The sequence below is a fragment of the Mycobacterium shunyiense genome, from assembly GCF_058270075.1.
This window is the reverse complement of sequence record NZ_JBZDPU010000005.1, coordinates 337,771-362,609: the sequence shown is the minus strand read 5'-3', so window position 1 is coordinate 362,609 and position 24,839 is coordinate 337,771. Positions and strand designations below refer to the sequence as shown.

At 65.3% G+C, this 24,839-nt stretch carries 25 protein-coding genes; 13 read left to right on the top strand and 12 right to left on the bottom strand.

The features are described from left to right. Window positions 1-26 precede the first annotated feature (26 nt). The 4 genes from AC4ELH_RS04060 to AC4ELH_RS04045 form a co-directional block, all read right to left on the bottom strand. The gene (locus AC4ELH_RS04060; RefSeq protein WP_498883290.1) at window positions 27-1,328 is read right to left on the bottom strand and encodes a TrpB-like pyridoxal phosphate-dependent enzyme; all 1,302 of its coding nucleotides are present in this window, start codon (window positions 1,326-1,328) and stop codon (window positions 27-29) included. After that, window positions 1,325-2,119 (bottom strand): rhomboid-like protein, encoded by a 795-nt coding sequence (locus AC4ELH_RS04055; RefSeq protein WP_498883289.1) that lies wholly within the window; start codon window positions 2,117-2,119, stop codon window positions 1,325-1,327. The genes AC4ELH_RS04060 and AC4ELH_RS04055 overlap by 4 nt, the downstream gene beginning before the upstream one ends. A 25-nt stretch (window positions 2,120-2,144) precedes the next feature. Beyond that, window positions 2,145-3,533, bottom strand: coding sequence for a bifunctional lysylphosphatidylglycerol flippase/synthetase MprF (locus AC4ELH_RS04050; protein ID WP_498883288.1), 1,389 nt, complete (start codon window positions 3,531-3,533; stop codon window positions 2,145-2,147). Between the two features lie 187 nt (window positions 3,534-3,720). Beyond that, on the bottom strand, window positions 3,721-4,257 hold the full coding sequence (locus tag AC4ELH_RS04045; RefSeq protein WP_448447363.1) for a CGNR zinc finger domain-containing protein: 537 nt from the start codon (window positions 4,255-4,257) through the stop codon (window positions 3,721-3,723). Window positions 4,258-4,282: 25 nt separating this feature from the next. Here AC4ELH_RS04045 and AC4ELH_RS04040 point away from each other — a divergent pair, with 25 nt between their 5' ends. Then, entirely contained in the window at window positions 4,283-5,701 is a 1,419-nt protein-coding gene (locus AC4ELH_RS04040) for an MFS transporter (protein ID WP_448447361.1), read from the top strand. 18 nt (window positions 5,702-5,719) lie between these two features. On the opposite strand, the gene AC4ELH_RS04035 is transcribed toward AC4ELH_RS04040, so the two are convergent. Then, a complete protein-coding gene (locus tag AC4ELH_RS04035; RefSeq protein WP_448447359.1) occupies window positions 5,720-6,268 on the bottom strand; it encodes an AAA family ATPase in 549 nt (182 codons plus the stop codon). 323 nt (window positions 6,269-6,591) lie between these two features. Here AC4ELH_RS04035 and AC4ELH_RS04030 point away from each other — a divergent pair, with 323 nt between their 5' ends. The 3 genes from AC4ELH_RS04030 to AC4ELH_RS04020 all read left to right on the top strand — a co-directional run bounded on the left by AC4ELH_RS04030 (window position 6,592) and on the right by AC4ELH_RS04020 (window position 8,591). Next, window positions 6,592-7,437: an alpha/beta fold hydrolase gene (locus tag AC4ELH_RS04030; protein WP_448447357.1), complete on the top strand. Its 846-nt coding sequence runs from the start codon at window positions 6,592-6,594 to the stop codon at window positions 7,435-7,437. Window positions 7,438-7,569: 132 nt separating this feature from the next. Then, window positions 7,570-8,091 (top strand): nuclear transport factor 2-like protein, encoded by a 522-nt coding sequence (locus tag AC4ELH_RS04025; protein WP_064881473.1) that lies wholly within the window; start codon window positions 7,570-7,572, stop codon window positions 8,089-8,091. Window positions 8,092-8,282: 191 nt separating this feature from the next. Beyond that, window positions 8,283-8,591: a hypothetical protein gene (locus tag AC4ELH_RS04020; protein ID WP_064958694.1), complete on the top strand. Its 309-nt coding sequence runs from the start codon at window positions 8,283-8,285 to the stop codon at window positions 8,589-8,591. A 63-nt stretch (window positions 8,592-8,654) separates the two neighbouring features. On the opposite strand, the gene AC4ELH_RS04015 is transcribed toward AC4ELH_RS04020, so the two are convergent. Both AC4ELH_RS04015 and AC4ELH_RS04010 read right to left on the bottom strand, forming a co-directional pair. Continuing rightward, complete coding sequence (locus AC4ELH_RS04015; RefSeq protein ID WP_448447353.1) at window positions 8,655-9,521, bottom strand: ESX-1 system-associated protein; 867 nt, start codon at window positions 9,519-9,521, stop codon at window positions 8,655-8,657. Window positions 9,522-9,706: 185 nt separating this feature from the next. Next, on the bottom strand, window positions 9,707-10,354 hold the full coding sequence (locus AC4ELH_RS04010; RefSeq protein ID WP_448447351.1) for a LysM peptidoglycan-binding domain-containing protein: 648 nt from the start codon (window positions 10,352-10,354) through the stop codon (window positions 9,707-9,709). Window positions 10,355-10,572: 218 nt separating this feature from the next. On the opposite strand from AC4ELH_RS04010, the gene AC4ELH_RS04005 reads away from it, so the two are divergent. The 3 genes from AC4ELH_RS04005 to AC4ELH_RS03995 are packed head-to-tail and all read left to right on the top strand — an operon-like array spanning window position 10,573 to window position 13,554. Continuing rightward, window positions 10,573-11,595, top strand: coding sequence for a hypothetical protein (locus tag AC4ELH_RS04005; RefSeq protein WP_131811628.1), 1,023 nt, complete (start codon window positions 10,573-10,575; stop codon window positions 11,593-11,595). 30 nt (window positions 11,596-11,625) lie between these two features. Then, window positions 11,626-12,474 (top strand): alpha/beta fold hydrolase, encoded by an 849-nt coding sequence (locus AC4ELH_RS04000; protein ID WP_064881545.1) that lies wholly within the window; start codon window positions 11,626-11,628, stop codon window positions 12,472-12,474. 15 nt (window positions 12,475-12,489) lie between these two features. Further along, complete coding sequence (locus tag AC4ELH_RS03995) at window positions 12,490-13,554, top strand: isocitrate/isopropylmalate dehydrogenase family protein (protein WP_498883287.1); 1,065 nt, start codon at window positions 12,490-12,492, stop codon at window positions 13,552-13,554. A 3-nt stretch (window positions 13,555-13,557) separates the two neighbouring features. Here the strand turns inward: AC4ELH_RS03995 and AC4ELH_RS03990 are convergent, their stop codons facing one another. Beyond that, window positions 13,558-14,937, bottom strand: a complete 1,380-nt coding sequence (locus tag AC4ELH_RS03990; protein ID WP_498883286.1) for a purine-cytosine permease family protein — start codon at window positions 14,935-14,937, stop codon at window positions 13,558-13,560. A gap of 141 nt (window positions 14,938-15,078) precedes the next feature. Between AC4ELH_RS03990 and AC4ELH_RS03985 the strand changes: the two genes are divergently transcribed. The 5 genes from AC4ELH_RS03985 to AC4ELH_RS03965 all read left to right on the top strand — a co-directional run bounded on the left by AC4ELH_RS03985 (window position 15,079) and on the right by AC4ELH_RS03965 (window position 20,945). Beyond that, window positions 15,079-16,500, top strand: coding sequence for an MFS transporter (locus AC4ELH_RS03985; RefSeq protein WP_498883333.1), 1,422 nt, complete (start codon window positions 15,079-15,081; stop codon window positions 16,498-16,500). A 385-nt stretch (window positions 16,501-16,885) separates the two neighbouring features. Continuing rightward, complete coding sequence (locus AC4ELH_RS03980) at window positions 16,886-17,959, top strand: ABC transporter ATP-binding protein (RefSeq protein WP_498883285.1); 1,074 nt, start codon at window positions 16,886-16,888, stop codon at window positions 17,957-17,959. A 63-nt stretch (window positions 17,960-18,022) separates the two neighbouring features. Continuing rightward, window positions 18,023-19,219 (top strand): polyamine ABC transporter substrate-binding protein, encoded by a 1,197-nt coding sequence (locus AC4ELH_RS03975; protein WP_498883284.1) that lies wholly within the window; start codon window positions 18,023-18,025, stop codon window positions 19,217-19,219. Window positions 19,220-19,224: 5 nt separating this feature from the next. Continuing rightward, a complete protein-coding gene (locus AC4ELH_RS03970) occupies window positions 19,225-20,100 on the top strand; it encodes an ABC transporter permease (protein WP_003885200.1) in 876 nt (291 codons plus the stop codon). After that, window positions 20,097-20,945: an ABC transporter permease gene (locus tag AC4ELH_RS03965; protein WP_065147269.1), complete on the top strand. Its 849-nt coding sequence runs from the start codon at window positions 20,097-20,099 to the stop codon at window positions 20,943-20,945. The genes AC4ELH_RS03970 and AC4ELH_RS03965 overlap by 4 nt, the downstream gene beginning before the upstream one ends. On the opposite strand, the gene AC4ELH_RS03960 is transcribed toward AC4ELH_RS03965, so the two are convergent. The 4 genes from AC4ELH_RS03960 to AC4ELH_RS03945 are packed head-to-tail and all read right to left on the bottom strand — an operon-like array spanning window position 20,946 to window position 23,322. Beyond that, the gene (locus AC4ELH_RS03960) at window positions 20,946-21,305 is read right to left on the bottom strand and encodes a PNPOx family protein (protein WP_135360147.1); all 360 of its coding nucleotides are present in this window, start codon (window positions 21,303-21,305) and stop codon (window positions 20,946-20,948) included. A 19-nt stretch (window positions 21,306-21,324) separates the two neighbouring features. Then, entirely contained in the window at window positions 21,325-22,158 is an 834-nt protein-coding gene (locus AC4ELH_RS03955) for an EamA family transporter (protein ID WP_498883332.1), read from the bottom strand. A gap of 35 nt (window positions 22,159-22,193) precedes the next feature. After that, on the bottom strand, window positions 22,194-22,811 hold the full coding sequence (locus AC4ELH_RS03950; RefSeq protein ID WP_135360146.1) for a TetR/AcrR family transcriptional regulator: 618 nt from the start codon (window positions 22,809-22,811) through the stop codon (window positions 22,194-22,196). Between the two features lie 19 nt (window positions 22,812-22,830). Next, window positions 22,831-23,322: a hypothetical protein gene (locus AC4ELH_RS03945; protein WP_064958685.1), complete on the bottom strand. Its 492-nt coding sequence runs from the start codon at window positions 23,320-23,322 to the stop codon at window positions 22,831-22,833. 155 nt (window positions 23,323-23,477) lie between these two features. Here AC4ELH_RS03945 and AC4ELH_RS03940 point away from each other — a divergent pair, with 155 nt between their 5' ends. Then, window positions 23,478-24,830 (top strand): aromatic ring-hydroxylating oxygenase subunit alpha, encoded by a 1,353-nt coding sequence (locus AC4ELH_RS03940; protein WP_498883283.1) that lies wholly within the window; start codon window positions 23,478-23,480, stop codon window positions 24,828-24,830. Window positions 24,831-24,839: the final 9 nt, after the last annotated feature.

The following is a 24,839-nucleotide window of genomic DNA, read 5'->3' as shown; positions in this document are numbered from 1 at the left end:
GAATTCAGATATGAGGGCCGAGCCCGTCAGAACTTCCCGTCCAGGAACTCTGCGTACGCCGGCAGGTCGAGTTGGCCGTGACCCGACAGTCCGATGACCACCACCTGCTCGGCCGGATCACCGGCGACGTGCCGGGCAGCGGCGGCGATCGCGTGGGTGGCTTCCGGTGCCGGGACGATGCCCTGGGTCCGCGCGAACAGCACCCCCGCCGAGAACGCGTCGTGCTGGCCGACGGCGACGCCCTCGACCAGTCCCAGTTCGACGGTGTGGCTGAGTGCCGGCGCCATCCCGTGGTAACGCAGACCACCGGCATGGATGGGGTCGGGCACGAAATCCATTCCGAGCGTGTGCATCTTGAGCAGCGGGGTCAGGCCCGCCACATCACCGTGGTCGTAGCGGTACTCCCCCTGTGTGATCGACGGGCACGCAGCCGGCTCGGCGGCCACGACCTTCGGGTTCGACCGTCCATGGATCTTTTCGCCCAGGAACGGGAATGCCAGCCCGGCAAGGTTGGAACCGCCACCGGCGCAGCCGAAGACCACGTCGGCGCCGTTCGGCTCGACGGCGGCGAGCTGCGCCACGGCCTCCTGACCGATCACACTCTGATGCAGCACCACGTGATTCAGCACGCTGCCCAGCGCGTAGCGCGTGTCCGGATCGCCGGCCGCAACCTCGACCGCCTCGCTGACCGCCATTCCCAGGCTGCCGGTGGTGTCGGGGGTGGCTGCCAGGATTGCGCGCCCGGACGCGGTGAGAGTCGAGGGGCTGGAGTGCACGGTGCCGCCGTAGGTGCGGATCAGGTGACCGCGGTACGGCTTCGACTCGTAGGACGCCCGGACCTGCCAAACCTCGATCTCCAGACCGAACTGGGCTCCGGCGAACGCCAGCGCGCTACCCCACTGCCCGGCGCCGGTCTCGGTGGTCAGCTTCCGGACCCCGTCGATGCTGTTGTAATAGGCTTGTGCCACAGCAGAATTGGTCTTGTGACTACCGACCGGACTGACGCCTTCGTACTTGACGTAGATGTGGGCACCCGTATTGAGTGCCTGTTCGAATCGCCGAGCCCGGATCAACGGGGACGGACGCCACATCGAGTAGATCTCACGCACGGCGTCCGGGATCGGGATGTACGGCTCGGTGGACACTTCCTGCGCGATCAGCCCGCTCGGGAACAGGGCTGCAAGGTCGTCCGGGGTGACCGGTTCCTTGGTGGCGGGGTGAAGGTGCTGCGGGATCGGTTGATCGAGCTCGGCCGGCAGGTTGTACCAGTGCGTCGGCACCTCGACCGTGACCAGATCGGGATGGGCGGCGTCGGCGTGCAGCGTCATGCGGACACTGTAGCCAGGCTTGCCCTGCTGCTCTGCGACCTGGCAACCCAATGCCGCCGGGCCCATGTGGCAAGCAGTGCGGCGGCAATACCCGCAGGCAGCGCGATCGGCGCCACGTGCGGCGAGACACCGACGAGCATCAGGAGCCCGAAGCCGATGCCGATTGCCAGCAACGACAGCCGGTGCGGCGTCCAATGCGAATCAGACCGGAACCGCATCGACAACAGAATTCCGAGTGTCAACGCGACAGCATGGCCGATGGCGGTGAAGTCCGACCCCGCGACCGCGACCACCAGCGCGGTGGTCACCCACCCGCCGACCCATGCCGGACGCCACCTCATGGGGATCGCCGCGGTCAAGGTGCCGAGGACTGCGAGAGCGCCGTAGCTCAACCCGACATCGTTGGCGTGTGCGACCGAAATGGGCAGCCACCCGAGTTTGATCGCGGCCGCCAGTCCTGCGGCCACGATCAGGGTGGCACCAAGATGGCCGAGGGCGAACGCCTGGATCAACCACCTGCTGCGCCAGAGCAGCTCCGCCAGCGCGAGCAGACACACCAAGCCGGGCAACAGCAGAAACGTGTATCCCTCAGCGGTGACGAAGGCGCTGCCGAGCAGTGTTCCCAGATGACCCCGCCCGAGATTCTCCAGGTTGGTGCTCAGATGGCTGACCACCCGGTCCCGCACCTGGGGCCCCAGGATCAGCAGCAGAGACGCGATCACGAAAAGTGCCGTCGAGTAACTGAGGGTCACCCGGACCCGGAGCAGACTGGAGAACAAGCGCGACAACATCTCGATACAGCATACCGGCGCGAAGCTACCGAAATGCGCTGGTCAGATGGGTCGAACGGTGTGGGGTGAGTTCCAAGGTCAGCAATGCGGCCGCCGCCGGAATGACATCGATCAGTGGCAACAACACGTACCGCCGCTCCGCCATGGCGTCGAACTTGCGGACGTACCGATACAGAGACTCCAGCTTGATCAGCCGGTCGCCGACGTGCGCAAAGGTCCGTAGCGCGCGCACGATGACCTCACCGCTGCGGTCATCGCTGAACAGCTCGGGGAACGGCGCGAAGGCCAGCGAGACGCGTTCGCCCTTGTGCGACCGGGCCCACGTGATCATGTCCACGGTCAGCCGTTCGTCGATCCCGTTTGGCGCGCCTGATCGCCGCCACGGCAGGTCAAGGCTCAGCTCGCTGCCGCCACCAGCACTGGCATACCGCTGAAATGCCTGAATCCGTCCGGCACGATCGCGCCCGTAGATCAGCAACACGCCGGGGTATCGGCCGGACAAGGTGCCGCCAAGCATCGTGGAGAACCCACGCTCGGCCGTGACGGCCTCTCCCGACTGCTGCATCACGTCGAGAAGTTCTGCCCGCACCACACCGTCGATGTCGGATTCGGCGACCACCTCGGTGCTGACCCCGGCGTTGTGGGTCCGCTGGACCGCCTGCCTCAGGTTGCGGCGGCGCCGGCCGACGAGGTCGAAATCGTTGACGTCCACCACGACGTCACGCCCGATCGGAATGGCCCGCAATCTGCTGCCCGTCACGGCTCGGTCACGCCACAACGTCAACCGACGTTCCGAGGCTCCCAACACCACCATTCGCCAGCCCCGCGCCCGGCACAGGGCCGCAAACGTCGCTACCACTTCGCCATAGCGGGCCCGGTTTCCGATCGGATCCCCACTCACCACCGCCATCCCCGCCAGTGCGCGGTAGGCCAGGGCGGCTGTGCCGTCCGCAGAGAACACGTAGCTCTTGTCCGAACACATCGCAAACGGCGCCAGTGGATCGCGGGTGGTCCGGTTGACCAGCGTTGACACCGCGGGCAGTGCGCCTGGCTGTGCTTTCGACGCCCTCGGCCTGACCAACATCGCCGCTGCGAGCACCAGGCAGATCCACCCGTCCGCAGGGTGCCCGATCAGCACCGCAAACGCCCCGAGCGTCACGGCGGCTGCCGCGGTGGCGCCATGGGCCACGGTCATCGGGCGTCCGAGGAGCAGACCGTGCAGCAGAATCGTCGCGGCCAACGACACCGCGACCAGACTCATCAGCGCCGACTCGTGACCGATGCGCCCCGTGTCGTGATCCACCACCAGTGCCGCCGTACTGCCCGCGAGGGTCAGTACGACCACGGCCAGCAGGAGACGCAGCCGTAGCCTGAGGTGGGCACCGAAACCGACGCCGACGGCGTCCGTTGTCACGCCGGTAGGTGGGCGTGAGGCCGGTGCCGGTGGCGAAGTCACATCTACGATCTCCCCGTGCTGCCCGAGGTATGGGTCAACCCCTCACCAACCAATATACGAACCGGGACTGAATCGCGCCGCCAGAAAAGGACCGATCGGACGCCGATCGCGCGGAGCGGCGGGAGCTGTTGCGTGAGAGCAGGTTTCAGCGACGCTCCGAAGGGCGGTTGGACCTGGCTCGGTGCCGCCTGACGGCGTCACGGTTGGCGCAGCCGTGGCTGCAGTACTTCTGTGTGCCGGGACGGGTGAAGTCGACGAATGCCGTGGCGCAGTCTTTCAGTGCGCACCGGCGGATACGTTGCATCCCGCGTTCGGTGAGAAAGTGCGCTGCCGCAGCACTTGTGGCGCCGGCGAGGGTGCCGGCGAAGCTCGCGTCGTCATCGCGGTAGTGCAGATGCCAACCACTGCCGTCGTGGTTGGTGATCGACGGACTGGTGGCGAACCGAGCCAGCAACTCGTTGAGGATGAACACCCGGTTCTCCTCGCTGCCGGCATCGACGACGTCCGTCCAACCCTCGAGAAATTCACCCACCTGTCGGAGGTCTCTGCGCGTGACGCGACAGTGGATCGGCATGCCCAGACCCGTCCAGCGCTGTTCCAGATCGCCGGGCGTCGTCGCCGGGTGGTTGACCAGATCGAGCGCATTCCGGAGCAACGGCTCGACGTAATGGTTTACATGCACAAGACCATTACAGCAGGGTCAGGCCATGCCGTCGAGCTCCCTCAACTCCAATTCCGTCCACGCTGCCGCAGGCGATCGAGACACCGATTGGCGCCCTTTGGTGACTTGCTGTCTCGGGACTTTCCTACTGCTGGCGTTCACCACCGTCGTGACCGTCAGCGCCGAGCCCATCGCAGACCGGCTCGGCGCGGGATTCGCAGTAGCCCAATGGATCATCGACGTCTACACCCTCGCGTTGGCGGCGCTGGTGGTGGCGATGGGTACGCTCGGCGACCGGCTGGGACATCGGCGCTTGTTCCTGCTCGGTCTGATCACCTTCGGGGTTGCATCGGCGGGTTGCGCGGCGGCGACCAGCGGCGGCCTTCTGGTAGCGGCGCGTGCCGTCCAGGGCGTCGGCGGTGCCGCGATCTTCGGTACCGCCGTCCCGCTGTTGACCTGGCACTACCACGCCCGGGCGCGTGGGACTGCATTCGCCGTGTGGGGCGCAGTGGCCGGGATCGGCAGCACTGTGGGGACGATTGCCGGCGGAGCGGCAACCGAATTCATCTCGTGGCGTTGGTTGTTTCTCGCGGCGCTGCCCATATGCGTGGTCGCCGTGATCACCGGCATGCGGTCGCTGTCACGTGACCGTCACGCGACGGTACGACTCGATGTCCCTGGAGTTGCACTCATCACCACGATGATGACGGGGGCCACCTACGGCGTGATCAATGCAGGCGAGTCCGGCTGGGCTTCACCCGGAACCATCGGTGCCGCTGCGATCACTGTCGCCGCGATCTGGAGTTTCGTCCAGGTCCAACGCCGAGCCACGATCCCGTTGCTGCCTCCGGACCTTTTCGCCACCCGCGGTTTCCTCGCCGTCCTCGTCGCCGGATTCGCTTACTACTTTGCCGCTTTCGCCGTTCTGCCGGTCCTGTCCCGGTGGTTGCAGTCCAGCGCCGGCATGGCGCCCCTGCAGGCTGCCCTGGTGCTGACCGTGCAACTTGCTGCGTTCGTTCTCGTTTCGCTCATATTCAGCGCGCGATTGCACGAAGCGCCGCGCAGCTGGGTGCTCGGTGGCGGGACCGCACTCACCGGCCTGGCCTGTCTGTCCGGTGCTGCACTTCTGCTACGCCCGGATTGGACCTCCCTGATCGCGATGCTGATCGTCACCGGCATCGGGGCGGCGATCGTATCCCCCGTGCTTCCTGCAGTTGCGGCGACATCGGTCCCGCCGGAACGGGCGGGAGTGGCCGCCGCGGCGGCCAATGCTGCTCGCCAGCTCGGTCTGACCATCGGTATCGCCTTGTGCGGCACCATCAGCCGGGCAGCAGACACCGGCGGCGGGCTGGCAACCGGCGCGGTGGTGACGGCCGTTTTCGCATCGGGCGCGGTTGCGCTTTGCGGCGGCGCAATCAGCGCCATGTTGTTCCGTTGCGAAGCACCTTGCAACGAAACCGGATAACCAGGTACCGCCGCTCCGCTACGTCGCAGGAAGCAAGCAGATCTCGGTTTCTACTGCAACAAGAACGCGGCGGGCCGTCTCCGCAGCGGTTTCGTCGGAGGTGTCGAAGGCATGGGAGTTGAGTTGACCAAGATCGGCGAATTGATCCCAGAGGTCGAGGATCGGTTGCCGGTCGGTGAGGGCGTTCGGGCCTTTGCGGCTCGTTGCGCGCGACAGGGTGGCCTCACGGTTGGGGAACAACACGATGTAGTGCACGGGGATTCGCGGTTGGAGATCCATGCGCGCCTGGAAGTGATGCAGCATCCACGGACCGACGATTCCGTCCACAACTGTGGTGAATCCTCCGGTCGCATACGTGAAAGCAGCTTCCGCGATGACGTCCAGGACGGTGTGGTTCTGATCATCGGCCTCGGGCCGGTGGGGCGGTATGGCACCGGCCACGATCGCGTGCCAGAAGTCGTCGGTGTGCAGGTGAACCCCCCGTCGGTACGTGCGGGCGACGTGGCCCGCGATCGTGGATTTTCCCGAACCCGGCGGACCGGTGAGAACGATGATCCCGGTGGTCAATGGCCCCCATCACCAGCACCTGCGCCCAACCAGCCGATGGTCGCAATGACCATTCCTGGGGGACCTAACCCCGGTCCGCCGCCTGCATCGGCACCGCCGGCACCGGCTCCGCCGATGTGGGGTGCCAGAAATCCTCAGGTGTGGGATGACGGCTGGCAACACTGGGGCGTCTGGATGAACGGAGTGTTCGTACCGACGTTCTGACCGGAACACGTCCTCCGTCACCGCGGGGTTTCCGGCGGTGACGGAGTCGTATTCAGATCGTGTTCCGAGAAGCGGGATCGCCAACGGCGCGGTGCTCAGAAACCCGTAGGTTGGTCGGCATGACGGAGCTGGAACTGAAGCAGATCGACACACCCGCCGGAGTCCTGCGGTATTACGACACGGGCGACGGACCGACGTTGCTGTTCCTGCATGGCTCGGGCCCAGGGGTCACCGGCTGGCGCAACTTTCAGGGAATTCTGCCCACCTTCTCGCAGCAATTTCGCTGTCTCATACTGGAATTCCCAGGATTCGGAGTCACCGACGACATCGGCGGCCATCCCATGGTCACCGCCCAGGGGGTGGTGGGGCCGTTCGTGGATGCCCTCGGCCTCGGCCGCGTCCACATCGTCGGCAACTCCATGGGCGGCGGCGTCGGGATCAACTTCGCCATCCGCCAACCCGACCGCATCGGCAAGCTCGTCACGATCGGCGGTATCGGAACGAACGTGTTCAGCCCTGGACCCAGCGAGGGCATCCGGTTGCTTCAGGAATTCACCGAAGACCCGAGCCGCCAACGCCTGATCGACTGGCTGAACTCAATGGTCTACGACCCGGCGCTGGTGACTGACGAGTTGATCGAACAGCGCTGGGAGCTGGCGACCGATCCCACGACGCTAGCCGCCGCCAAACGGATGTACGGGAAGGCGGCCTTCGCGGGAATGATGGCCGCCATGCGGTCGTCCGACGCCCCGATGCCCTGGGCGCAGATGCACAAGGTGGCCGCGCCGACACTGCTGACTTGGGGACGAGATGATCGGGTCAGCCCCCTTGACATGGCCCTGATCCCGATGCGCACGATCCCGAACGCCGAACTGCACGTGTTCCCCAACTGTGGGCACTGGGCAATGATCGAGGCGAAAGAAGCCTTCGAGCAGACCGTGTTGGGCTTCCTGACCCGCAGCTAGGGCTGTCGCCGGGCCGCCTCGAGCGTGCAAATTCATCATTGAATCTGCGATACAGCTCTGTATATTAAGCGTGTGCGCCACGCCACATGAGCCGCTGGCCTGCCCTCACCCTTCCAACGGAAAAGGACCGCAATGGATCTGGTCGATCGAATCGCCAAACACCGCCGTATGGCCGAGAGCTACCGGGACAAATACGTACTGCGCAAGGTCCAGGAAGGCGAGTCCTACGACGAGTGGGAGTTCACCGACGACGCCGTGTACACCTCGCCCTACTTCGTCGCCGGTCAGGAACTCGTCCTCAAAGATGTGGCGACGTCCTTCGACGTCGCAGCCACCGTCGAGGCCAAGGCCTACTCGGTGGTCTTCCCGGACTGGAAACCCGTCGACCACAAGTTCTGGCCGGCAGAGAACGGCCTCGTCATGCGCTACCGGTGGGAAGGGACGACGGCCGACGGCGAGACGATGGGCTTCTACTCGATCAGCTTCATCGACACCAACGAGGACGGCCAGATCACCCACTGGTCGACCTACGTCAACGACGAGGAGTACGGCCCCTTCCTGGAGAAGGCGATCGGCGCTCGCGGTCCGTTCCACGGCGACGAATACATGGAGGCGCTGGCCCGTCATTTCGAGAAGCACAACCTGACCTGGTGAACGTTGGGCTGCCGGCCCGAACCTGAGAGTCGTCTGTCGACTCTCAACAGCATTGATTCCAAGCAGTTTTCATCCCGTTACCGACCGCACAGCGCCTACCAATCGTCAGCACAGGGCAAACACAACCCTCCGAAATAGCTTTGCTCTCCGTGCGGCACCGTCGTCGCACTGGTCAGAAACGGAGTAGAGCAATGGGTTTCAAGAGATCCGTGGGCATATCGGCGATGGCGGCAGGAATCGGCATGGCTGGGCTACTGGGCCTCGGCATCGGTACCGCCGGTGCCGACCCGGGGCCTGGTTGCGGCCGTCCGGGCGCGCCGCAGTGTGACCGGCACGACGACCGCGGCGCCAGGCCCGATGACTGGCACGGTCGCGGCATCGACGAGGGCCGTCGCGATCACCAACCCTTCGAATGGAACGGCCAGCGAGTGACCCCGATGCCCTCCGGTGACGGCCGCGGCTGGGGCTTCTGGTTCCTCGATCGTTGGGTTCCGATGTAGGCAACCGATTCTGGTGGGGCACTCATCCCCTAGTGCCCCACCAGAATCTCAGAATCAGAACGCTCAACGTGGCGTGGAGCAGACTGCCTTCACTGCGCCGTCCATCGCAGTGGCCGCGGTCCAGTCCGCTTGGTCTGGCGGCTCGAACTTCGGCAGCTTCGCGGCGTAGGTGTCCGTGTACCGCGACTGCGCCCGCAACAGACCGGCCAACAGCGGATCCGAGGCCTTGTCGGCCAAGCGGCGTAATTCCGCGGCTTCCTGATTCAGAACCGGGATGACCGACATCGTCACCGACCGTTGCTTGCGCGACCAGCGCGAGGCCGGAATCCGATGATCGGTCTTGACCCAGGCCTGCTGCTTGCCGTCGTACCCGGCGCTGGCCCGCAGCCACTGCGCACAGACCGGATCCGGCTTGGCCGTGGCAAACGCCTGCGCAGGCTTGCTGCCGGGGCCATCGGTCACGGTCGACGCAACCACTTCAGCGGGAACAGGTTTCGCAGTGGGCGGGGGCGGTCCCGCGGTCTGCCGCTCATCGTCACCGGAGACGGTGACCGCCACGACGCCACCGACGAGCAATGCGGCGGCGGTGGTCGCACCGATCGCTTTCCACATCCGTGCACCGGGCATCCTGGCGCTCAGCTGCCGGCGGCCGGAACCCCCGCCGGCGCCGAGCGCCACGTTGAAGGCTGCGTCCGGCCGTGCCCGTAGCTCGGTGACAGCCACTTCGACAGCTGCGGTCGGCGTTCCCAGATCCGTGAGTGCCTTGACGAACCGCGCGACCGTCACGAGATCGCGTCCGTAGAGATTCGTTTGCGGTTGCCCCGCCGGGAGGAACCGCTCGACCAGGTCTTCACGCAGCTGCGACGCCCGGGCGATTTCTGCCGCGGTCAGCCAGTGCCCCGGAACATCTTCTGTTCCAAACCCGGTCATCGTTTCGCCCTTCCCACCCACACCTGAAGATTGGTACCGGATCCTGTGCACGCGCGGCAACCGGAAAGCGCTCCTACGTCACCACGTTGCTGTCACAAGTTGGCCACCGAAAGATCACGACCCCACCGAACCTGGCCGAAACGGGATCGCCTGGCAAACAACCACTCTCAGTCAGCGTGCGGTGTTCACGACGGGAAGTGCACCACCTGGCTCGCGAACAAGGTGTCCGGGCGGGTGATGTAGTTGGCCGCGGCAGCAACTGCTGCCCGAGTCTTCACATCGTGGTCCCCGTACTCCTCGACGCACATTGATTCGAGGGTGTCCCCGGCGAGGTGGCGACGACGGTTCAGCCCCGGAACGATCAGGACTTGGCCCGGTGTCGGATCGACGGACGCATCGAGATCGTTGGCGTTGGCGACGACGGCCGCGAGGTGATCATCGCCATACCAGCGGCCGGCCAATCCGGCGAAGGTCTCCCCTGCGGCGACCGTGTGGTGTCCGACGTTGGTCAGGTCGGGCAACAGCAACCACGTGCCGCGATGGATCTCCCGCTGCGCCACTCCGTTGACCACTTCCCAGATGAACTGGATGGCAGCGCTCTGTGTGCCATAGAAGGACTGCGTGAGCTGTTGCCGGACAGCGGTACCGTCATCGGCGGTGAACAGGTACCGATAGGTGACGTACGGGATCAGCAGCTCCTGCCCGATGTCGATCAGGGCCGGATTGCTGAGGTGATTCTGTTCGGCGATCACGGGATAGAGACCGCCATCGCCATATTCGCGCTCGGCGATCCCGAACAGGGTGTCCCCGAGTGTCACGGTGTAGTTCTTCATCTGTCCGTGCCTTTCTGGTTGTTTGAGGCGTCGATCGGCTCAGTGTGGGAGCCAAGGACGGTGGCGGTCGCGCGTAGCCGGCTACCTCAAGTCGCCGAATCGGACTTGAGGTAGTGCGCTACGCGTGCCCACACCCGCCGGATCCGGCCATGCTGTGAATGCTCGACCTGTCAGTTCAGTTGCCGGACGGTGATGACGATGACGAATGAGACGTGGACATGACCGCGTTGACCACACAGCACTCCGCCATGGGCGACCGCCCGACGCTCACACTCGCCGCTGCCGCGTCGGCGACAGCCGACAACCAACCATCCGGTTCCACACTGCGGCGCACGGTGGGCCACCGGCCGTTGTCGGTGTGGCGTGAGGTCGCCCGGGGCCGGCTCGCCGACCTCGAAGTTGACCTCGACGAGCTGGCTGCTGAGCATGGCGACGACCCGCGTTACCTCGACGCCCGGCGGCGACTCGTGGAGGCCATCCAGATCGTCAACGCGCCACGGACTGTGCGAGGCCTGCTCAACGGGGCCGCCGTGGAAGCCACCTGGCTCCGGATTCACGCCGTGGACATCGCGGTCATCCGCCTGGCGACACCCGGAGTCGTCCGGGCCAGGCTGCCCGAAATCGTCTCTACCGGAAAGGAATTGATCGGCGACAATGATCAGTCGGTCGTAGCGATCCGGGAGATTCTGGGGCACTCGAAGTGGACCGAACACGATCGGGAAGTCTTGGCGCACAGTGCCAGGGCGGTACATGCCGCCTCCGATAGCGAGAGCATGCGACTACGCAGTTTCCGCAACATCCTGCTGGGTGCGACGGCGGTGCTGGGGCTGTTGGCCATCTGCTTCGGGGTTGTCGGCGCCTTTCGGCCTGACACGTTCGGTCTCGTCACAACCGGCACGTCGACACCCCGTGCCGACGTCGCGATAGCCGAACTCCTGGGCCTGGTGAGCGCCAGCCTGGTCGGTGCGGTGGCAATCCGCCGGATGAAAGGAACATCGACGGCCTATGCGGTGCCGATGGCCTCGTTGCTGCTCAAACTTCCCACCGGCGCGCTGACCGCCGTCGCCGGATTGCTGATGGTCAAGGCGGGCATCGCCGGAGACGGGGTCAGCGTCACCACCAGCGCCCACGTAGTCGGCTACTCGTTACTGTTCGGAGCGTCACAACAGGGCATCACCGGAATGGTGGACCGCCAGGCCCAGAGCCTGCTCAACAACATCTCGTCGAAGGACAATGCCTGACCGACTCGTCTACTTGGCATGATGCTGCTCATGGATCAATACCGCCGCGGGGAATTCGTATTCGACGTCACCGAGAGCGGACCTGCCGACGGCCCGGTGGTCGTGCTGCTGCACGGCTTCCCGCAGCAGAACACCAGCTGGGCGCAGATCGCCCCGCTGCTCACCGCCAAGGGCTTCAGGTGCCTGGCACCCAACCAGCGCGGGTACTCGCCGGGTGCCCGGCCGACCCGCCGCCGCGACTACCGTTCGGCGGAATTGGTCGAGGACACCCTGGCGCTGATCGACGCCAGCGGTGCCGACCGAGTGCATCTCGTCGGCCACGATTGGGGCGCCGCGGTCGCATGGGGCGTGGCCGCCAGCGCACCCGAGAGGTTGGCCTCGTTGTCCGCGCTGTCCGTACCCCACCCGATGGCGTTCGTGCGGTCCATGCTGACCAGCCGGCAGGGTCTGGCGTCCTGGTACATGTACGTCAATCAACTGCCCTGGGTGTCCGAACGATTGATGCTCGGGCGCGACGGCCGTGGTAAGGCCATTGCCAAATCCTTGATCCGCAGCGGGCTGGCACCCCAGGCCGCCGACCGTGACGCTCGGGCCATGGCGGAGCCCGGGGCCCTGACCGCGGCGCTGAACTGGTATCGCGCCATGCCGCTGAGCCGGCTCGGGCGGGCCGCAACGGACAAGATCACGGTGCCGACGCTGTATGTCTGGAGTGACCGCGACATCGCGATCACCGCCAAGCCGGCGCGCGACACCGCGAATTACGTGAGCGGTCCCTACCGTTTCGAGACGCTCCGCGGCGCGTCACACTGGCTGCCGGAGGAAAAGCCGGCGGAGATCGCGGATATGTTGTTGCAGTGGTTCGCAACCCATCCCGTGTGAGCGGAAGGTGACAGAGTGCTGACCTTGGGAGTGCTTCTGGGCGACGGTATCGGACCGGAGATCGTGGACGCGGCCACCAGGGTTGCCGAACGGGCGCTGGCCACAGCGTCGGTCGACGTGCACTGGCGCGAACTAGCCTTCGGCATCGAGGCGATCGGCGAGTTCGGAACTCCGCTGCCAGAACCGACACTGGCCGAACTCGACGGGCTGCCCGGATGGATCCTCGGACCGCACGACAACGCCGGGTACCCCGACCAGTTCCGCGGCACCTTGTCGCCCGGCGGGGCAATCCGCAAGCGCTACAACCTGTTCGCCAACATCCGGCCCGCGCGAACCTTGAGCACCGCCGTCCATGCGGTATGCCCCGATCTCGACGTCGTCATCGTCAGGGAGAACACCGAAGGGTTCTACGCCGACCGCAACATGTACGACGGTGCAGGCGAATTCATGCCAACGCCTGATGTCGCGCTGGCCGTCGCCGTCTTCACCCGGACCGCGTGTGAGCGGATCGCCCATCAGGCGTTCCAACTGGCCGTCGCCCGGCGCAAGTCAGTCACCATCGCCCACAAGACGAATGTCCTGGCCAAGACCACCGGGTTGTTCCGCGACGTGTGTCTGACCGTCGCCGAGAGCTACCCCGATGTGGAAGTGCGTGGCGAGCACATCGACGCGCTGGCGGCTCGATTGGTGAGCCATCCGCGCGATTTCGACGTGATCGTCGCAGAGAACATGTTCGGTGACATCCTCTCCGACCTGGCCGGCCAATTGAGCGGCTCACTGGGGATGGCGCCCTCCATCAACGCGTCGCACACGCACGCGATGGCGCAGGCCGCACACGGATCGGCGCCCGACATCGCCGGACGCGACATCGCCAACCCCGTGGCGATGATCCTGTCCACCGCGATGTTGCTGCGCTGGCTGGCCGGCCGCGACGGCGGCACACCGGCACTCGGCGGCGCCGCCGACCGGATCGAGCAGGCCATCCGTCGCATCCTCGACGCCGGTGTCGGAACGCCCGACATCGGTGGCAGCGCGTCGACCTCGTCCTTCACCGAGCACGTACTCGCCGCACTGCAGTGACTGCTAGGAGCGGCGCGTGACAAGTCGATAGCCACCGTAAATCAACAGCGCTGCAAGGAAATTGACGAAGTAGGCAATGTCGGCGCCATGCCAAGCGGTCGCGACCGCGCCCTGGATCAGGGTGGTGTTCATGAACGGCATGGCCACCACGTAGGCAAGCAGGAACGCGAGCAGAGCGGCCACCGCGTCGCGGCGAACCGTGGGTTCGGCACTCGGGTCGATGCTGGTGCGTCCCCTGGTGCGGAGCATCCAATCCACCACGATCACCGCGACGAACGCCGGAATCCAGTAGCTGACCAAGAGCAGGACATCGGTGAACCTGGTCGCGGTGTCGGCGGCGTGCAGCCACAGGATCAGGCCGAACGCCAGTGCCGTCACGATGATCGCCGAGACCGGTCTGCGCACCCGCACGCCGATGGTCTGCAAGGCCAAGGAACCGCTGTAGTCGTTCATCACCCCCGACCCGATCGCCGCGAGCGCAATCACCAACAAAGCCACGGCGCCGAGCAGACCGCCGCCCATGACCGCGTGCACACCATCGGCCGTGTGCTCTCCGATGACCGATGCGGCCGCGATCCCGATGCCCTGAACGAAGACGTAGGCCAACACGATCCCGGCGAACGAATAGCCGAACACCTGCCACCGCGATGACTCCGTCGGAAGATACCGGCTGAAATCGGCAGCATAACTGGCCCACGAGATGGCCAGACTCAGAGCGATCGTGACCTCGAAAACGAAGGCACCGGCCAGATCCGCACCACCCACCGACGGCGCCACCACGATGTCATGTCCGCTGACCAGTTTGACGGTGAACACGGCGAACGTGAGAAACAGGATGACGGTCAGCACCGCCTGCAGCCGGTGGATCAGCTCGTAGCCGAAGAAGCCGACGACGCCCTGGACGGCCAGCACGATCAGTACCGCACTCCAGAACGGGATGCCCAGTAGCGCCGCGAGCGCCTCGCCGCCGAACAGGCCGACAAGTGCGTCCCACGCTATCGACGACCCCCACTGCAGGATGCCCGGCACCACCACCAGACCGCCGAAGGCCATGCGTGCGTTGGGAAGTTGCCCTGCCCCGGTCCGGGGCCCCCACGTCGACAGGTAGGCCACCACGGCCGAGCCCAGGACCGTGCCGATCACCATGGCCAGCAGGCCGAGCCAGAAGCCCAACCCGAGGGTGATCGCCAATGTCCCGGTGAACACTCCGGTCATGTTCACCTGCGGCGCGAACCAGACCGTGAACAACCGGGCCGGATGTCCGTAGCGCTGGCCGGCGGCGAGCGGCGCGATCCCATGGGTCTCGACCGTCAGATCGCCCGCACCGGTCGGCCGGCGTCCGCTGAACGTTGACGCGTTGAGTGCGCTGACCCCGAAAGCCATTTGTCTATTCGACCACGTACCCGGTGTACGGGCGCGTGCCGCACCATGGCCATAATCGAGAAACACAAAGATTAGCTATGGATCGGAGCGGAAGTGGCGAGGACCGAAGCTGACCGGTCCGACTCCCCCGCGGTGATCGGCATGTCGCGCCGCCCCGGTGTCCTGATTGCCGGCCTCAGTCTGGTCGCCCTCACCGTCGCCGTCCTGCAGACCGCGGTGGTCCCGATCCTGGGCATCATCGCCCATCAGCTGAACACCTCCTCGGTTGCGGTCAGCTGGGCCGTCACCGCCAACCTGCTGGCGGCGGCGGCCTCGACTCCGCTGATCGGGCGGCTCGCCGACCTCTACAGCAAGAAGCGGGTCCTGCTGGGTGTACTGGTGGTCGTGCTGACGGGATCGGTGCTGGCTGCAGTCACCGCGTCGGTACCGCTACTGGTCGCGGCGCGCATCCTGCAGGGCGCCTCCTACGCGCTCTACCCGATCAGCATCGCGATCCTGCGGGAAGAACTCGCCGAGGATCGACTGGTCGGCGCGATGTCGGTGCTGTCCGGAACGCTGGGCTTCGGCGGCGGCGTCGGCCTCGTCGTCACCGGGCTCCTGATGTCCGGTGACGCCGGATATCACCGCGTCTTCTGGCTCACCACCGCATTCACCGCGGTCGTCATCGTGGTGGCGGTCTTGGTCGTGCCGAACCGCCGGCCCGAAGCCGGTGGCGCGATCGACTGGCTGGGCGCCGCCGGTCTGGCGATCGGTCTGTCGTCGGTGCTCTTGGCGATCACCCAGGGCAACGCGTGGGGATGGAGCCATCCGGGCACGATCGGTTTTCTGCTCGGCGGTGCCGGCGTGCTGGCCGGCTGGTGGTGGTGGGAACGACGAGCCGCCGATCCGCTGGTCTCGACCACGATGCTGGCCCGCCGACCCGTCCTGCTCACCAACCTGGCCACCATCCTGGTCGGTATGGGTCTGTACTTCGCGTTCCTCGGCCTGACCCAGTTCGTGCAGATGTCGCGTGAGGCCGCAGGCTACGGATTCGGGGCCGGCGTGCTGCAGGCGAGCGTCTACTTCCTTCTCCCCGGCGCGCTCACCGGTTTCCTCGTGGCACTGGTCAGTGGCCGGTACATCGACCGGTACGGAGCGCGTCGGGTGCTGGTGGTGGCCGCTGTCGCGGGTATCGCCGGATTCGTCATGCTCGCCGTCGCACATGACCGGGCCTGGCAGGTCGTCCTGGCCGGTGTGCTGGCCAACGCTTACATCAGCCTCGGATACGGCGCGTTGCCGGCACTGGTGGTCAGCGAGGTGGACAACAGCGAGACCGGCATCGCCACGAGCATGAATGCGATTGCACGAACCATCGGTAGTTCCGTGGCGGCGGCGGTCGTGGCCGTGCTGCTCGGGCACCGGGCGGTGCCCTCGGAAGGCAGTTTCGTGACGATCTTCGTTGCCGGTGCAGTCACCGCCGCGTTGGCGATGGCTCTCATCGCGGTGTCCCGCGCACCTGACCGTCACGGCGACTCCGTGCACACCCTCTCTGAGTCCCGCGCGATGAACCACGAGTGGGGCTGATCCGTCTCGTCGCCGGTTTTCGCGTCGCGACAAACCACTGAGCTGCGAAACTTGAGGCCAGCCAGTCGCTGCCCTCCCGATCGTCGACCGACCAGAATCGCCGTGGCCGTTGAGCCGCCACGCCATGGAATCACGCTGTCGAGGCGCTTCAGACGAAGGATTCCATTGAAAAATTGTTAATTCATTGCGGAAACGGTTGCGAAGGTCGGAACAATCGGCGATTGTTTACCGACAGCTTCCGCGGCTGTACTGGAGGAGGATTCCGCTGACCGGCCCAGAAATCACCGCCGTCGACACGTCGACGGGTCACGACGGCTCGCCACGCACCGGCGCGCCAGTCATAGAGATCGACCACGTCACGAAACGGTTCGGCGACTACGTAGCCGTGGCCGAGGCTGACTTCTCGATCGCCTCGGGTGAGTTCTTCTCGATGCTCGGCCCCTCGGGCTGCGGGAAGACCACCACGCTGCGCATGATCGCCGGATTCGAAAGCCCGACCGAGGGTGCGATCCGGCTGGAGGGCGTCGACGTATCCCGTGTGCCACCGCACAAGCGCAACGTCAACACCGTCTTCCAGCACTATGCGCTGTTTCCGCACATGACGGTGTGGGACAACGTCGCCTACGGGCCGCGCAGCATGAAGAAGGACAAGACCGAGATCAAACGCAGCGTCGACGAGCTGCTGGAAATCGTTCGGCTCACCGACTTCGCCAAGCGCAAGCCCGGCCAGCTCTCAGGCGGTCAGCAACAGCGCGTGGCCCTGGCCCGCGCCCTGGTCAACTACCCGAGCGCGCTCCTGCTCGATGAGCCGCTCGGCGCCCTTGATCTCAAGCTGCGACACGCAATGCAGTTCGAACTCAAGCGGATCCAGCGCGAGGTCGGCATCACGTTCATCTACGTCACCCACGATCAGGAAGAGGCGCTCACGATGAGCGACCGGATCGCGGTGATGAACAACGGAAACGTGGAGCAGATCGGCAGCCCAACCGAGATATATGACCGCCCGGCAACCGTTTTCGTCGCCAGCTTCATCGGACAGGCCAACCTGTGGGCGGGCCGGCAGACCGGACGCTCCAACCGCGACTTCGTCGAGGTGGAGGTACTCGGCACCACGCTCAAGGCCAAGCCCGGCGATACCACCATCGAGCCCGGTGGGCAGGCCACCCTGATGATCCGCCCGGAACGGGTCCGCGTCTCGATGGATGTGCCCACCGGGGAGGTGGCCACCGTTCCCGCCACCGTCAAAGACCTGACCTTCCAGGGTCCGGTGCTCAGGCTTTCCCTTGCGGCGCCTGATGATTCGACGATCATCGCCCACGTCGGCCCCGAGCAGGAACTGCCCCTGCTGCGTCCCGGCGATCAGGTCCACGTGGGTTGGTCGCCTGACGCGTCGCGGGTGCTTCCGGCCGCGGATATCCCGACCACCGAAGATCTCGAAGAGATGCTCGACGATACGTAGGCACTCTCCACCCGCCGCCCCTGCCCGTGACCAAAAGCGTCCGAATTCACCGAAAGGCCGCCCATGCCTGAAAATATCGACCCCCGCCTGCTCGCCCGACTGACCGCGAACCGCACCTCGCGGCGTCGCTTCCTCGGTGGTGGCGCTGCGGCCGCCGCCGCATTCGCGCTGGGCCCCGCCGTGCTGGCCGCATGCGGGACAGGTGGTGAGGGTGGCTCCGCCGGAACATCTTCGGCCGCCCCCGACGATGGCTCGCCGGCCACCGGCAACGTGCGCATCTCGAACTGGCCGCTGTACATGGCCGACGGATTCGTCGCAGCGTTCCAGACCAAGACCGGCCTGACCGTGGATTACAAAGAGGATTTCAACGACAACGAGCAGTGGTTCGCCAAGGTCAAGGAACCGTTGTCCCGCAAGCAGGACATCGGGGCCGACCTCGTGGTGCCCACCGAGTTCATGGCAGTCCGGCTGGCAGGACTCAAGTGGCTCAACGAGATTCGGAACTCCCGCGTCCCCAACAAGAAGAATCTCCGCGAAGACCTGCTCAACTCGAAGGCCGATCCGGGCCGCAAGTACACCGCACCGTACATGACCGGCATGGTGGGCCTGGCCTACAACAAGGCCGCTACCGGACGCGACATCACCAAGATCGACGACCTGTGGGATCCGGCCTTCAAGGGCCGGGTCAGTTTGTTGTCCGACACCCAGGATGGGCTCGGCATGATCATGCAGTGGCAAGGCAACTCCGTCGAGGATCCGACCACCGAATCCATCACCAAGGCGGTCGATTTCATCCGCGAGCAGAAGGACAAGGGGCAGATCCGGCGGTTCACCGGCAACGACTACGCCGACGATCTGGCAGCCGGAAATATCGCTGTAGCCCAGGCATATTCGGGTGACGTCGTGCAGTTGCAGGCCGACAACCCGGACCTGCAGTTCATCGTGCCGGAGTCTGGCGGCGACTGGTTCATCGACACCATGGTGATTCCCTACACCTCGCAGAACGAGAAGGCGGCCGAGGCCTGGATCGACTACGTCTACGACCGGGCGAACTACGCCAAACTCATTGCGTTCACCCAGTTCGTGCCGGTGCTGTCCGACATGACCGACGAGCTCGCCAAGATCGACCCCAAGCTGGCGAGCAACCCGCTGATCAACCCGCCCGCCGACGTCCAGGCCAAGCTCAAGTCGTGGCCGGCGCTCACCGACGAACAGACTCAGGAGTTCAACAGTCTGTACGCCGCAGTGACCGGAGGCTGACGCCGATGGCAGGCGTGGCCACCAGTAGCCGGCAGCGGAGCAAAATCGCCCCGTACCTGATGATCCTGCCGGCGTTGGTGTACCTCGGGATCTTCTTCGTGGTGCCGTTCATCTCACTGGCACGCACCTCGTTGTCGACATCCGGCGGTTCGGTGTACCTGCCGACACTGGAATTCGACTGGAACTTCGGCAATTACGCACATGCGTTCAGCGAGTATCAGGACCAGATTCTTCGGACGTTCGGCTATGCCTTGGTGGCGACCCTGCTGTGCGCGCTGCTGGCCTTCCCGCTGGCCTACGTCATCGCCTTCAAGGCCGGCCGATACAAGAACCTGATCCTCGGCTTGGTGATTCTGCCGTTCTTCGTCACCTTCCTGATCCGCACGATCGCCTGGAAGACGATTCTCGCCGACGACGGTGTAGTGGTGAGCGCGCTCGGGTCCATCGGACTGCTCCCCAGCGAGGGGCGGCTGTTGTCGACGAGTTGGGCTGTGATCGGCGGCCTGACCTACAACTGGATCATCTTCATGATCCTGCCGCTGTACGTGAGCCTGGAGAAGATCGATCCCCGCCTCATCGAGGCCTCCAAGGACCTGTACTCGTCGAACACTCGCAGCTTCACGAAAGTGATTCTGCCGCTGTCGATGCCGGGGGTACTGGCCGGAAGCATGCTGGTGTTCATCCCCGCGGCGGGCGATTTCATCAATGCGGACTACCTCGGTAGCACGCAAACCACCATGATCGGCAACGTGATCCAGAAGCAGTTCCTGGTGGTCAAGGACTATCCGGCGGCAGCCGCACTCAGCATGGTGCTCATGGCGATCATCCTGGTCGGAGTGCTGCTTTACACGCGGGCGCTCGGTACGGAGGATCTCGTATGACGTTGACCGCGATGGCCGACGCCACCAGTCCGGCTGAACCGAAAGTCGTCAAAGGCTCACCACGATGGGGTGACTGGGCACTGCGAATCGTCGCCGGCCTGGTGCTGCTGTACCTGTTCCTGCCGATCTTCGTGATCGTGTTGTTCTCGTTCAACAGGCCGGCAGGCAAGTTCAACTACACCTGGCAGGGGTTCACGCTCGACAACTGGGCGCACCCGTTCAAGTACCCGGCGCTGACCGACGCCCTCAAGCTGAGCTTGAACGTCGCAGCGGTATCCACCGCCATCGCGCTGGTGCTCGGCACCCTGGTCGCCATCGCCCTTGTACGCCAACGCTTCCGCGGCCACAAAGCAGTCGATACGTTCCTGGTGCTCCCGCTCACCGCGCCCGAGGTCGTGATGGGCGCCTCCCTGCTGACCCTGTTCCTCGACCTCGGCTGGGCTGCGGGCTACACCACGATCCTCGTCGCCCACGTCGCATTCGAGGTCAGCTTCATCGCCATGACGGTGCGGGCCAGAGTTCGCGGATTCGACTGGACACTCGAGGACGCGTCGATGGACCTCGGCGCCAGCCCAACCAGAACGTTCTTCAGAGTGACTCTGCCGCTGATAGTTCCGGGCATCGTCGCCGCGGCGATGCTGTCGTTCGCACTCTCGCTCGACGACTTCATCATCACCTACTTCGTCAGCGGCTCCACCGTCACATATCCGCTGTACGTCAATGCGGCGGTCAAGGCTGCGGTGCCGCCGCAGATCAACGTGCTGGCCACGGCCATCCTGGTGATCAGCCTGCTGCTGCTCGTGGCGGGAACGCTGTATCGGCGCAAGCGGATCGACGTCTCCTGATCAGGAAGCGTCGAGCTGCACCGTGACGGCCACCTTGCCCCGGCCGTCACGGTGGGCGACCGCGTGCCCTGTGCGGTCCCTGCCGTCCAGGTTCCGCAAGGTCAGCGGTCCCCCCTCGCCGAGGAAGTTGCGCCACCAGTTCTTGCTGTCCGGTGCCATCACATGGATGGTCACCTGATCGCCGTCCCGCTTCACCGACACCGGGGTTTCGAACCACCGGCCCGACCGCCGCCCGGTGTAACCGATCACCACCACACCGTGACCGATCCATCTGCCGAGCACCGGAACCCGGGTCAGGCCCACCGCTGCCGCATTGAACCACCGCGAGACCGGGGAATTGAAGACTCCACCACGTGCCATTGGCGCCAGCGTAGCCGGATCAACCGATCTCGGCAGGGACTGGTGTGGCGCGCGCACCCGTGCGAGCTGCCCCGATTCCCGCCGCCACGACCAGACAGATACCGATCACCGCCGCCGCGGCCGGAGTCTGATGGAGCAGGACAAAACCGACCAGCATCGCGAAGGCGGGCTCCAACGCCATCAGCGTCCCGAACGCCGCCGTGCTCAGATACCGCAACGCCGACATCTCGAGGGCGAACGGAACCACCGGCAGCAGGATCGCCAGCCCCACACCGATCAGCAGCAGCTGCGGAGTCAGCTGGGGAAATACCGACGGCCCCACCACCGCGGTGCCGACCAGGCCGGCCACCGGCATCGACACCCCCAGTCCCTTGATACCGGCCACCTCATCTCCGACCCGTTGCGTCAGCAGGATGTAACAGGCCCAGCACAGTGCAGCGCTCAGGGCGTACAGCACACCGATGAGGTCGACGTCGCCCGTCCACGGCTCGGTGAGGAGGACCACGCCGGCGGCCGCCAGCCCGGGCCACAGAATCCGGTTGCGGCCCTTTCCGTGCGCGACGGCCACCCCGAGCGGCCCGAGGAATTCCAGCGCGCTAGCCGTGCCGAGCGGGATCCGGGACAGGGCCGCCATGAAGAGCATCGTCACCCCGGCGGTGACCACGCCGAGTGCGACGCAGGTCCAGAACGCCGATCGGGTGAACGCCGAGGGGCGTGGTCGCACGATGACGAGTATCAGAACGCCCGCCCACGCCAGTCGAAGCCATGCGGCACCCTCGGCGCCGACGTCATCGATCAGGCCGACGGCAACGGCCAGCCCGATCTGTACACAGAGCATGGAGGCCATGGCCATCAGCGCGCCGGTGCGCGCAGGATGTCCGGTCGTGCTCACAAGTCGTTCCCCTTGGGGACAACGATATTGGCCAGAACCATGCGAAGGAACGGACGGTAGACCGCCTGGTCGTCGACAAGGCTGTTGAGCGTGACGCCGTCGTTTGCGGCCAGGATGACCCGGGCCAGGTCCAGCGCCGGGATGCTCAGATGGCCGCCCAGGCGGGCGGCGCCCTTGGAGATGTAGTCGGCCAGCGCGCGGACCGTTTCCTCGCGTTGCGTAGCCACACGCTCGCGCGCCTCGGGGTTACGCAGCAGGAACAGCGTGTACTCGGATCCGAGCACAGCACGGTCAGGCCCCTCGGCGGCCACCAGATCTCGCCAGCGGTCGCCGAGTTCGTCGGCGTCGAGATCCTCGAGTGCGTGGAACGTTTCGATGACGTCGGCGAATCCGTCGAGGAATTGTTGGCGCTGCCGTTCGATCACCGCGAGGAACAGTTCGGCCTTGCTGCCGAAGTGGGAGTAGATGGCACCCCGGGTGTATCCCCCGACTTCGGCGATGTCTTCGAGTGCGGCGCCGTCAAACCCTTTGCGCGCGAATACCTCTTCGGCAGCATCCAGCAGGACGTTGCGCGTGTGTTCCAAGCGGCGTTGCTTCGTCCAGCGTTCGGCCATGACCCCATCCTGTCAAACGTTAGCCAGCGGGTGTGGCGGTGTCTGCCTGCCGCGGCGACCACCGCTGCTCGGCCGGCCGGAAGTGCTCGGTGAATCCGGCCGAGGCCAGACTTCCGCAGGCTCTCAGTGCCTGCTCTTTGAAGGCACGGGCGGCCATGCTGAGGCGATGCTGAAGCGCATCGTCGCTGCTGACCTGCCGGCCGGAGCCGTCGTGCGGCGAGCTGTGGGAAACGGGCGGAACACAGCGATAGGTCTGGTGCCGTGGGCGCTCCGCCGCCGAGCTCAGAGAATGGCCGACCCGGACCAGCGTTGTCCCGGTGTCGGCGAACTCGGCGTCCAGGACCCCGATACGGGTCTCGGCGCCGAGAATCTTCAATGCCGGCGTCCCGACCGTTTCCGGTAGCCAGACGACGACCGCCCAACCCCCGAGTGCTCGGTCGCAGATGAGTCCGCCGGCCCAGATCACCGCTTGCTCTGCGCTTTTGGCCAGAACGTCCAACTGAGCCCGCACCAGAACACCTCCACGATCGCTGCGGCTTGTCCCATAGATATTCATACTTGTATTGCAGATACGTCAATGTATAGTAGTGACCGCAGTCACAGGTGAGGACGTTCTGTTCTCCAACCACGCCTCGCAACCCCGATATCGAATGAGGAGGTCAGCCCGTGCAGACAGCACGCCCCGGCAATTGGGTCGACACCGCCACCAAGCTGGACGACATCGCGCCCGATGCCTATCGGATGCAGATTCCCACCAGTCGCTATGTCGCGCCGGAATTCGTTGCCCAGGAGCGTGATTCGATCTGGAAGAAGGTGTGGCAGGTGGTCGGCCGGGTCGACGAGTTGACCAAGGCCGGCGATTGGAAGCAGTACCAGATCTTTGATCAGTCCTACCTCGTGGTGCGGGGTAAGGACGAGAGGCTTCGCGCATTTGTCAATGCCTGCCGACACCGCGGCAACGTGCTGTGTCGCGAGGCCCGCGGGAACGCCAAACGTGGCTTTCTCTGCCAGTACCACCTGTGGTCCTACGACCTCGACGGCCGACTCAAGGGCATGCTGCGGGAGGCGCTGGCCGGGCCGATCGACAAAGAAACCCACGGCCTCATCGAGGTCTCGGTGGGAACCTTCGCCGGGTTCATCTTCCTCAACCCTGATCCGAATGCCGGACCTCTGGCGGACTTCATCGGCGAGGAGGTCGCGACGATGCTGGCGCCGTATCACCTCGACGAGATGGTGACGGTGATGGACGTGACCGAGGCCATCGACTGCAACTGGAAAGTCGTCCTCGATGCCTTCCAGGAGGGCTACCACATCGACGGCATCCACCCGCAGTTGCTGCGGGTGATCAACATCGACCCCGCCACGAGCCGGTACCGGTTCTTCGAGCAGCACAGCGTGTCGATGGCACCGTTCGATGTCGTCGGAGCCACCCCGGAGCAGCAGGTCGACGGCATCATGGATCTGCCCGAGACCTTCCCGTCGACGGTGGCGGTGCTCCCCCGGTTCCAGGAACTTGTCGCCGAGTACCGCGCCGACGATGGCTCGTTGAACTTCCCCGACGGCATCACCGCCCGCCTGCTGCTGCAGCGGGCAACGCGAGACACCCTGACCGGCATGGGACTTGACGTCAGCGAGCTGACCGACGCCCAGATGAGCGACAACCACGGCTGGGTGTGGTTCCCCAATCTCTTCATGACCATCCGGGCCGGCGAAGCCACGATCATCATGTCGCTGCCGCACCCGGACGGTGATCCCAACCGCTGCATCTGGCATGTGGCCAGCTATATGTGGCTGCCGGACGAGATGAAAGCCGCCTTCACCGCGGAACCGATCGTCGTCGACGAGGCGGGCAGCTACAAGTATTTCGAAGCGCTGCAACAGGATTACGAGCAGATGCCACGTCAGCAGATCGGGTTGCGCAACACCGCCCTGCAGCACATGGCGTTGGTCAAGGAAGAAGTCGTCATCGCCCACTTCCATTCGGTCGTCGACAAATATCTGGCAGCAGCCGGCTCCTGACGCGTCCCA

What these genes read in the sequence shown, in the direction of transcription:
- AC4ELH_RS04030 (WP_448447357.1), top strand. Translation starts at nt 6,592, where the DNA reads ATGACGGAGCTGGAACTGAAGCAGATCGACACACCCGCCGGAGTCCTG.
- AC4ELH_RS03955 (WP_498883332.1), bottom strand. Translation starts at nt 22,158, where the DNA reads ATGGCCATGGCCTCCATGCTCTGTGTACAGATCGGGCTGGCCGTTGCC.
- AC4ELH_RS04010 (WP_448447351.1), bottom strand. Translation starts at nt 10,354, where the DNA reads ATGAAGAACTACACCGTGACACTCGGGGACACCCTGTTCGGGATCGCC.
- AC4ELH_RS04025 (WP_064881473.1), top strand. Translation starts at nt 7,570, where the DNA reads ATGGATCTGGTCGATCGAATCGCCAAACACCGCCGTATGGCCGAGAGC.
- AC4ELH_RS03965 (WP_065147269.1), top strand. Translation starts at nt 20,097, where the DNA reads ATGACGTTGACCGCGATGGCCGACGCCACCAGTCCGGCTGAACCGAAA.
- AC4ELH_RS03960 (WP_135360147.1), bottom strand. Translation starts at nt 21,305, where the DNA reads ATGGCACGTGGTGGAGTCTTCAATTCCCCGGTCTCGCGGTGGTTCAAT.
- AC4ELH_RS03975 (WP_498883284.1), top strand. Translation starts at nt 18,023, where the DNA reads ATGCCTGAAAATATCGACCCCCGCCTGCTCGCCCGACTGACCGCGAAC.
- AC4ELH_RS04055 (WP_498883289.1), bottom strand. Translation starts at nt 2,119, where the DNA reads ATGTTGTCGCGCTTGTTCTCCAGTCTGCTCCGGGTCCGGGTGACCCTC.
- AC4ELH_RS03985 (WP_498883333.1), top strand. Translation starts at nt 15,079, where the DNA reads ATGTCGCGCCGCCCCGGTGTCCTGATTGCCGGCCTCAGTCTGGTCGCC.
- AC4ELH_RS04005 (WP_131811628.1), top strand. Translation starts at nt 10,573, where the DNA reads ATGACCGCGTTGACCACACAGCACTCCGCCATGGGCGACCGCCCGACG.
- AC4ELH_RS03990 (WP_498883286.1), bottom strand. Translation starts at nt 14,937, where the DNA reads ATGGCTTTCGGGGTCAGCGCACTCAACGCGTCAACGTTCAGCGGACGC.
- AC4ELH_RS04020 (WP_064958694.1), top strand. Translation starts at nt 8,283, where the DNA reads ATGGGTTTCAAGAGATCCGTGGGCATATCGGCGATGGCGGCAGGAATC.
- AC4ELH_RS04040 (WP_448447361.1), top strand. Translation starts at nt 4,283, where the DNA reads ATGCCGTCGAGCTCCCTCAACTCCAATTCCGTCCACGCTGCCGCAGGC.
- AC4ELH_RS04000 (WP_064881545.1), top strand. Translation starts at nt 11,626, where the DNA reads ATGGATCAATACCGCCGCGGGGAATTCGTATTCGACGTCACCGAGAGC.
- AC4ELH_RS04060 (WP_498883290.1), bottom strand. Translation starts at nt 1,328, where the DNA reads ATGACGCTGCACGCCGACGCCGCCCATCCCGATCTGGTCACGGTCGAG.
- AC4ELH_RS03950 (WP_135360146.1), bottom strand. Translation starts at nt 22,811, where the DNA reads ATGGCCGAACGCTGGACGAAGCAACGCCGCTTGGAACACACGCGCAAC.
- AC4ELH_RS03970 (WP_003885200.1), top strand. Translation starts at nt 19,225, where the DNA reads ATGGCAGGCGTGGCCACCAGTAGCCGGCAGCGGAGCAAAATCGCCCCG.
- AC4ELH_RS04015 (WP_448447353.1), bottom strand. Translation starts at nt 9,521, where the DNA reads ATGACCGGGTTTGGAACAGAAGATGTTCCGGGGCACTGGCTGACCGCG.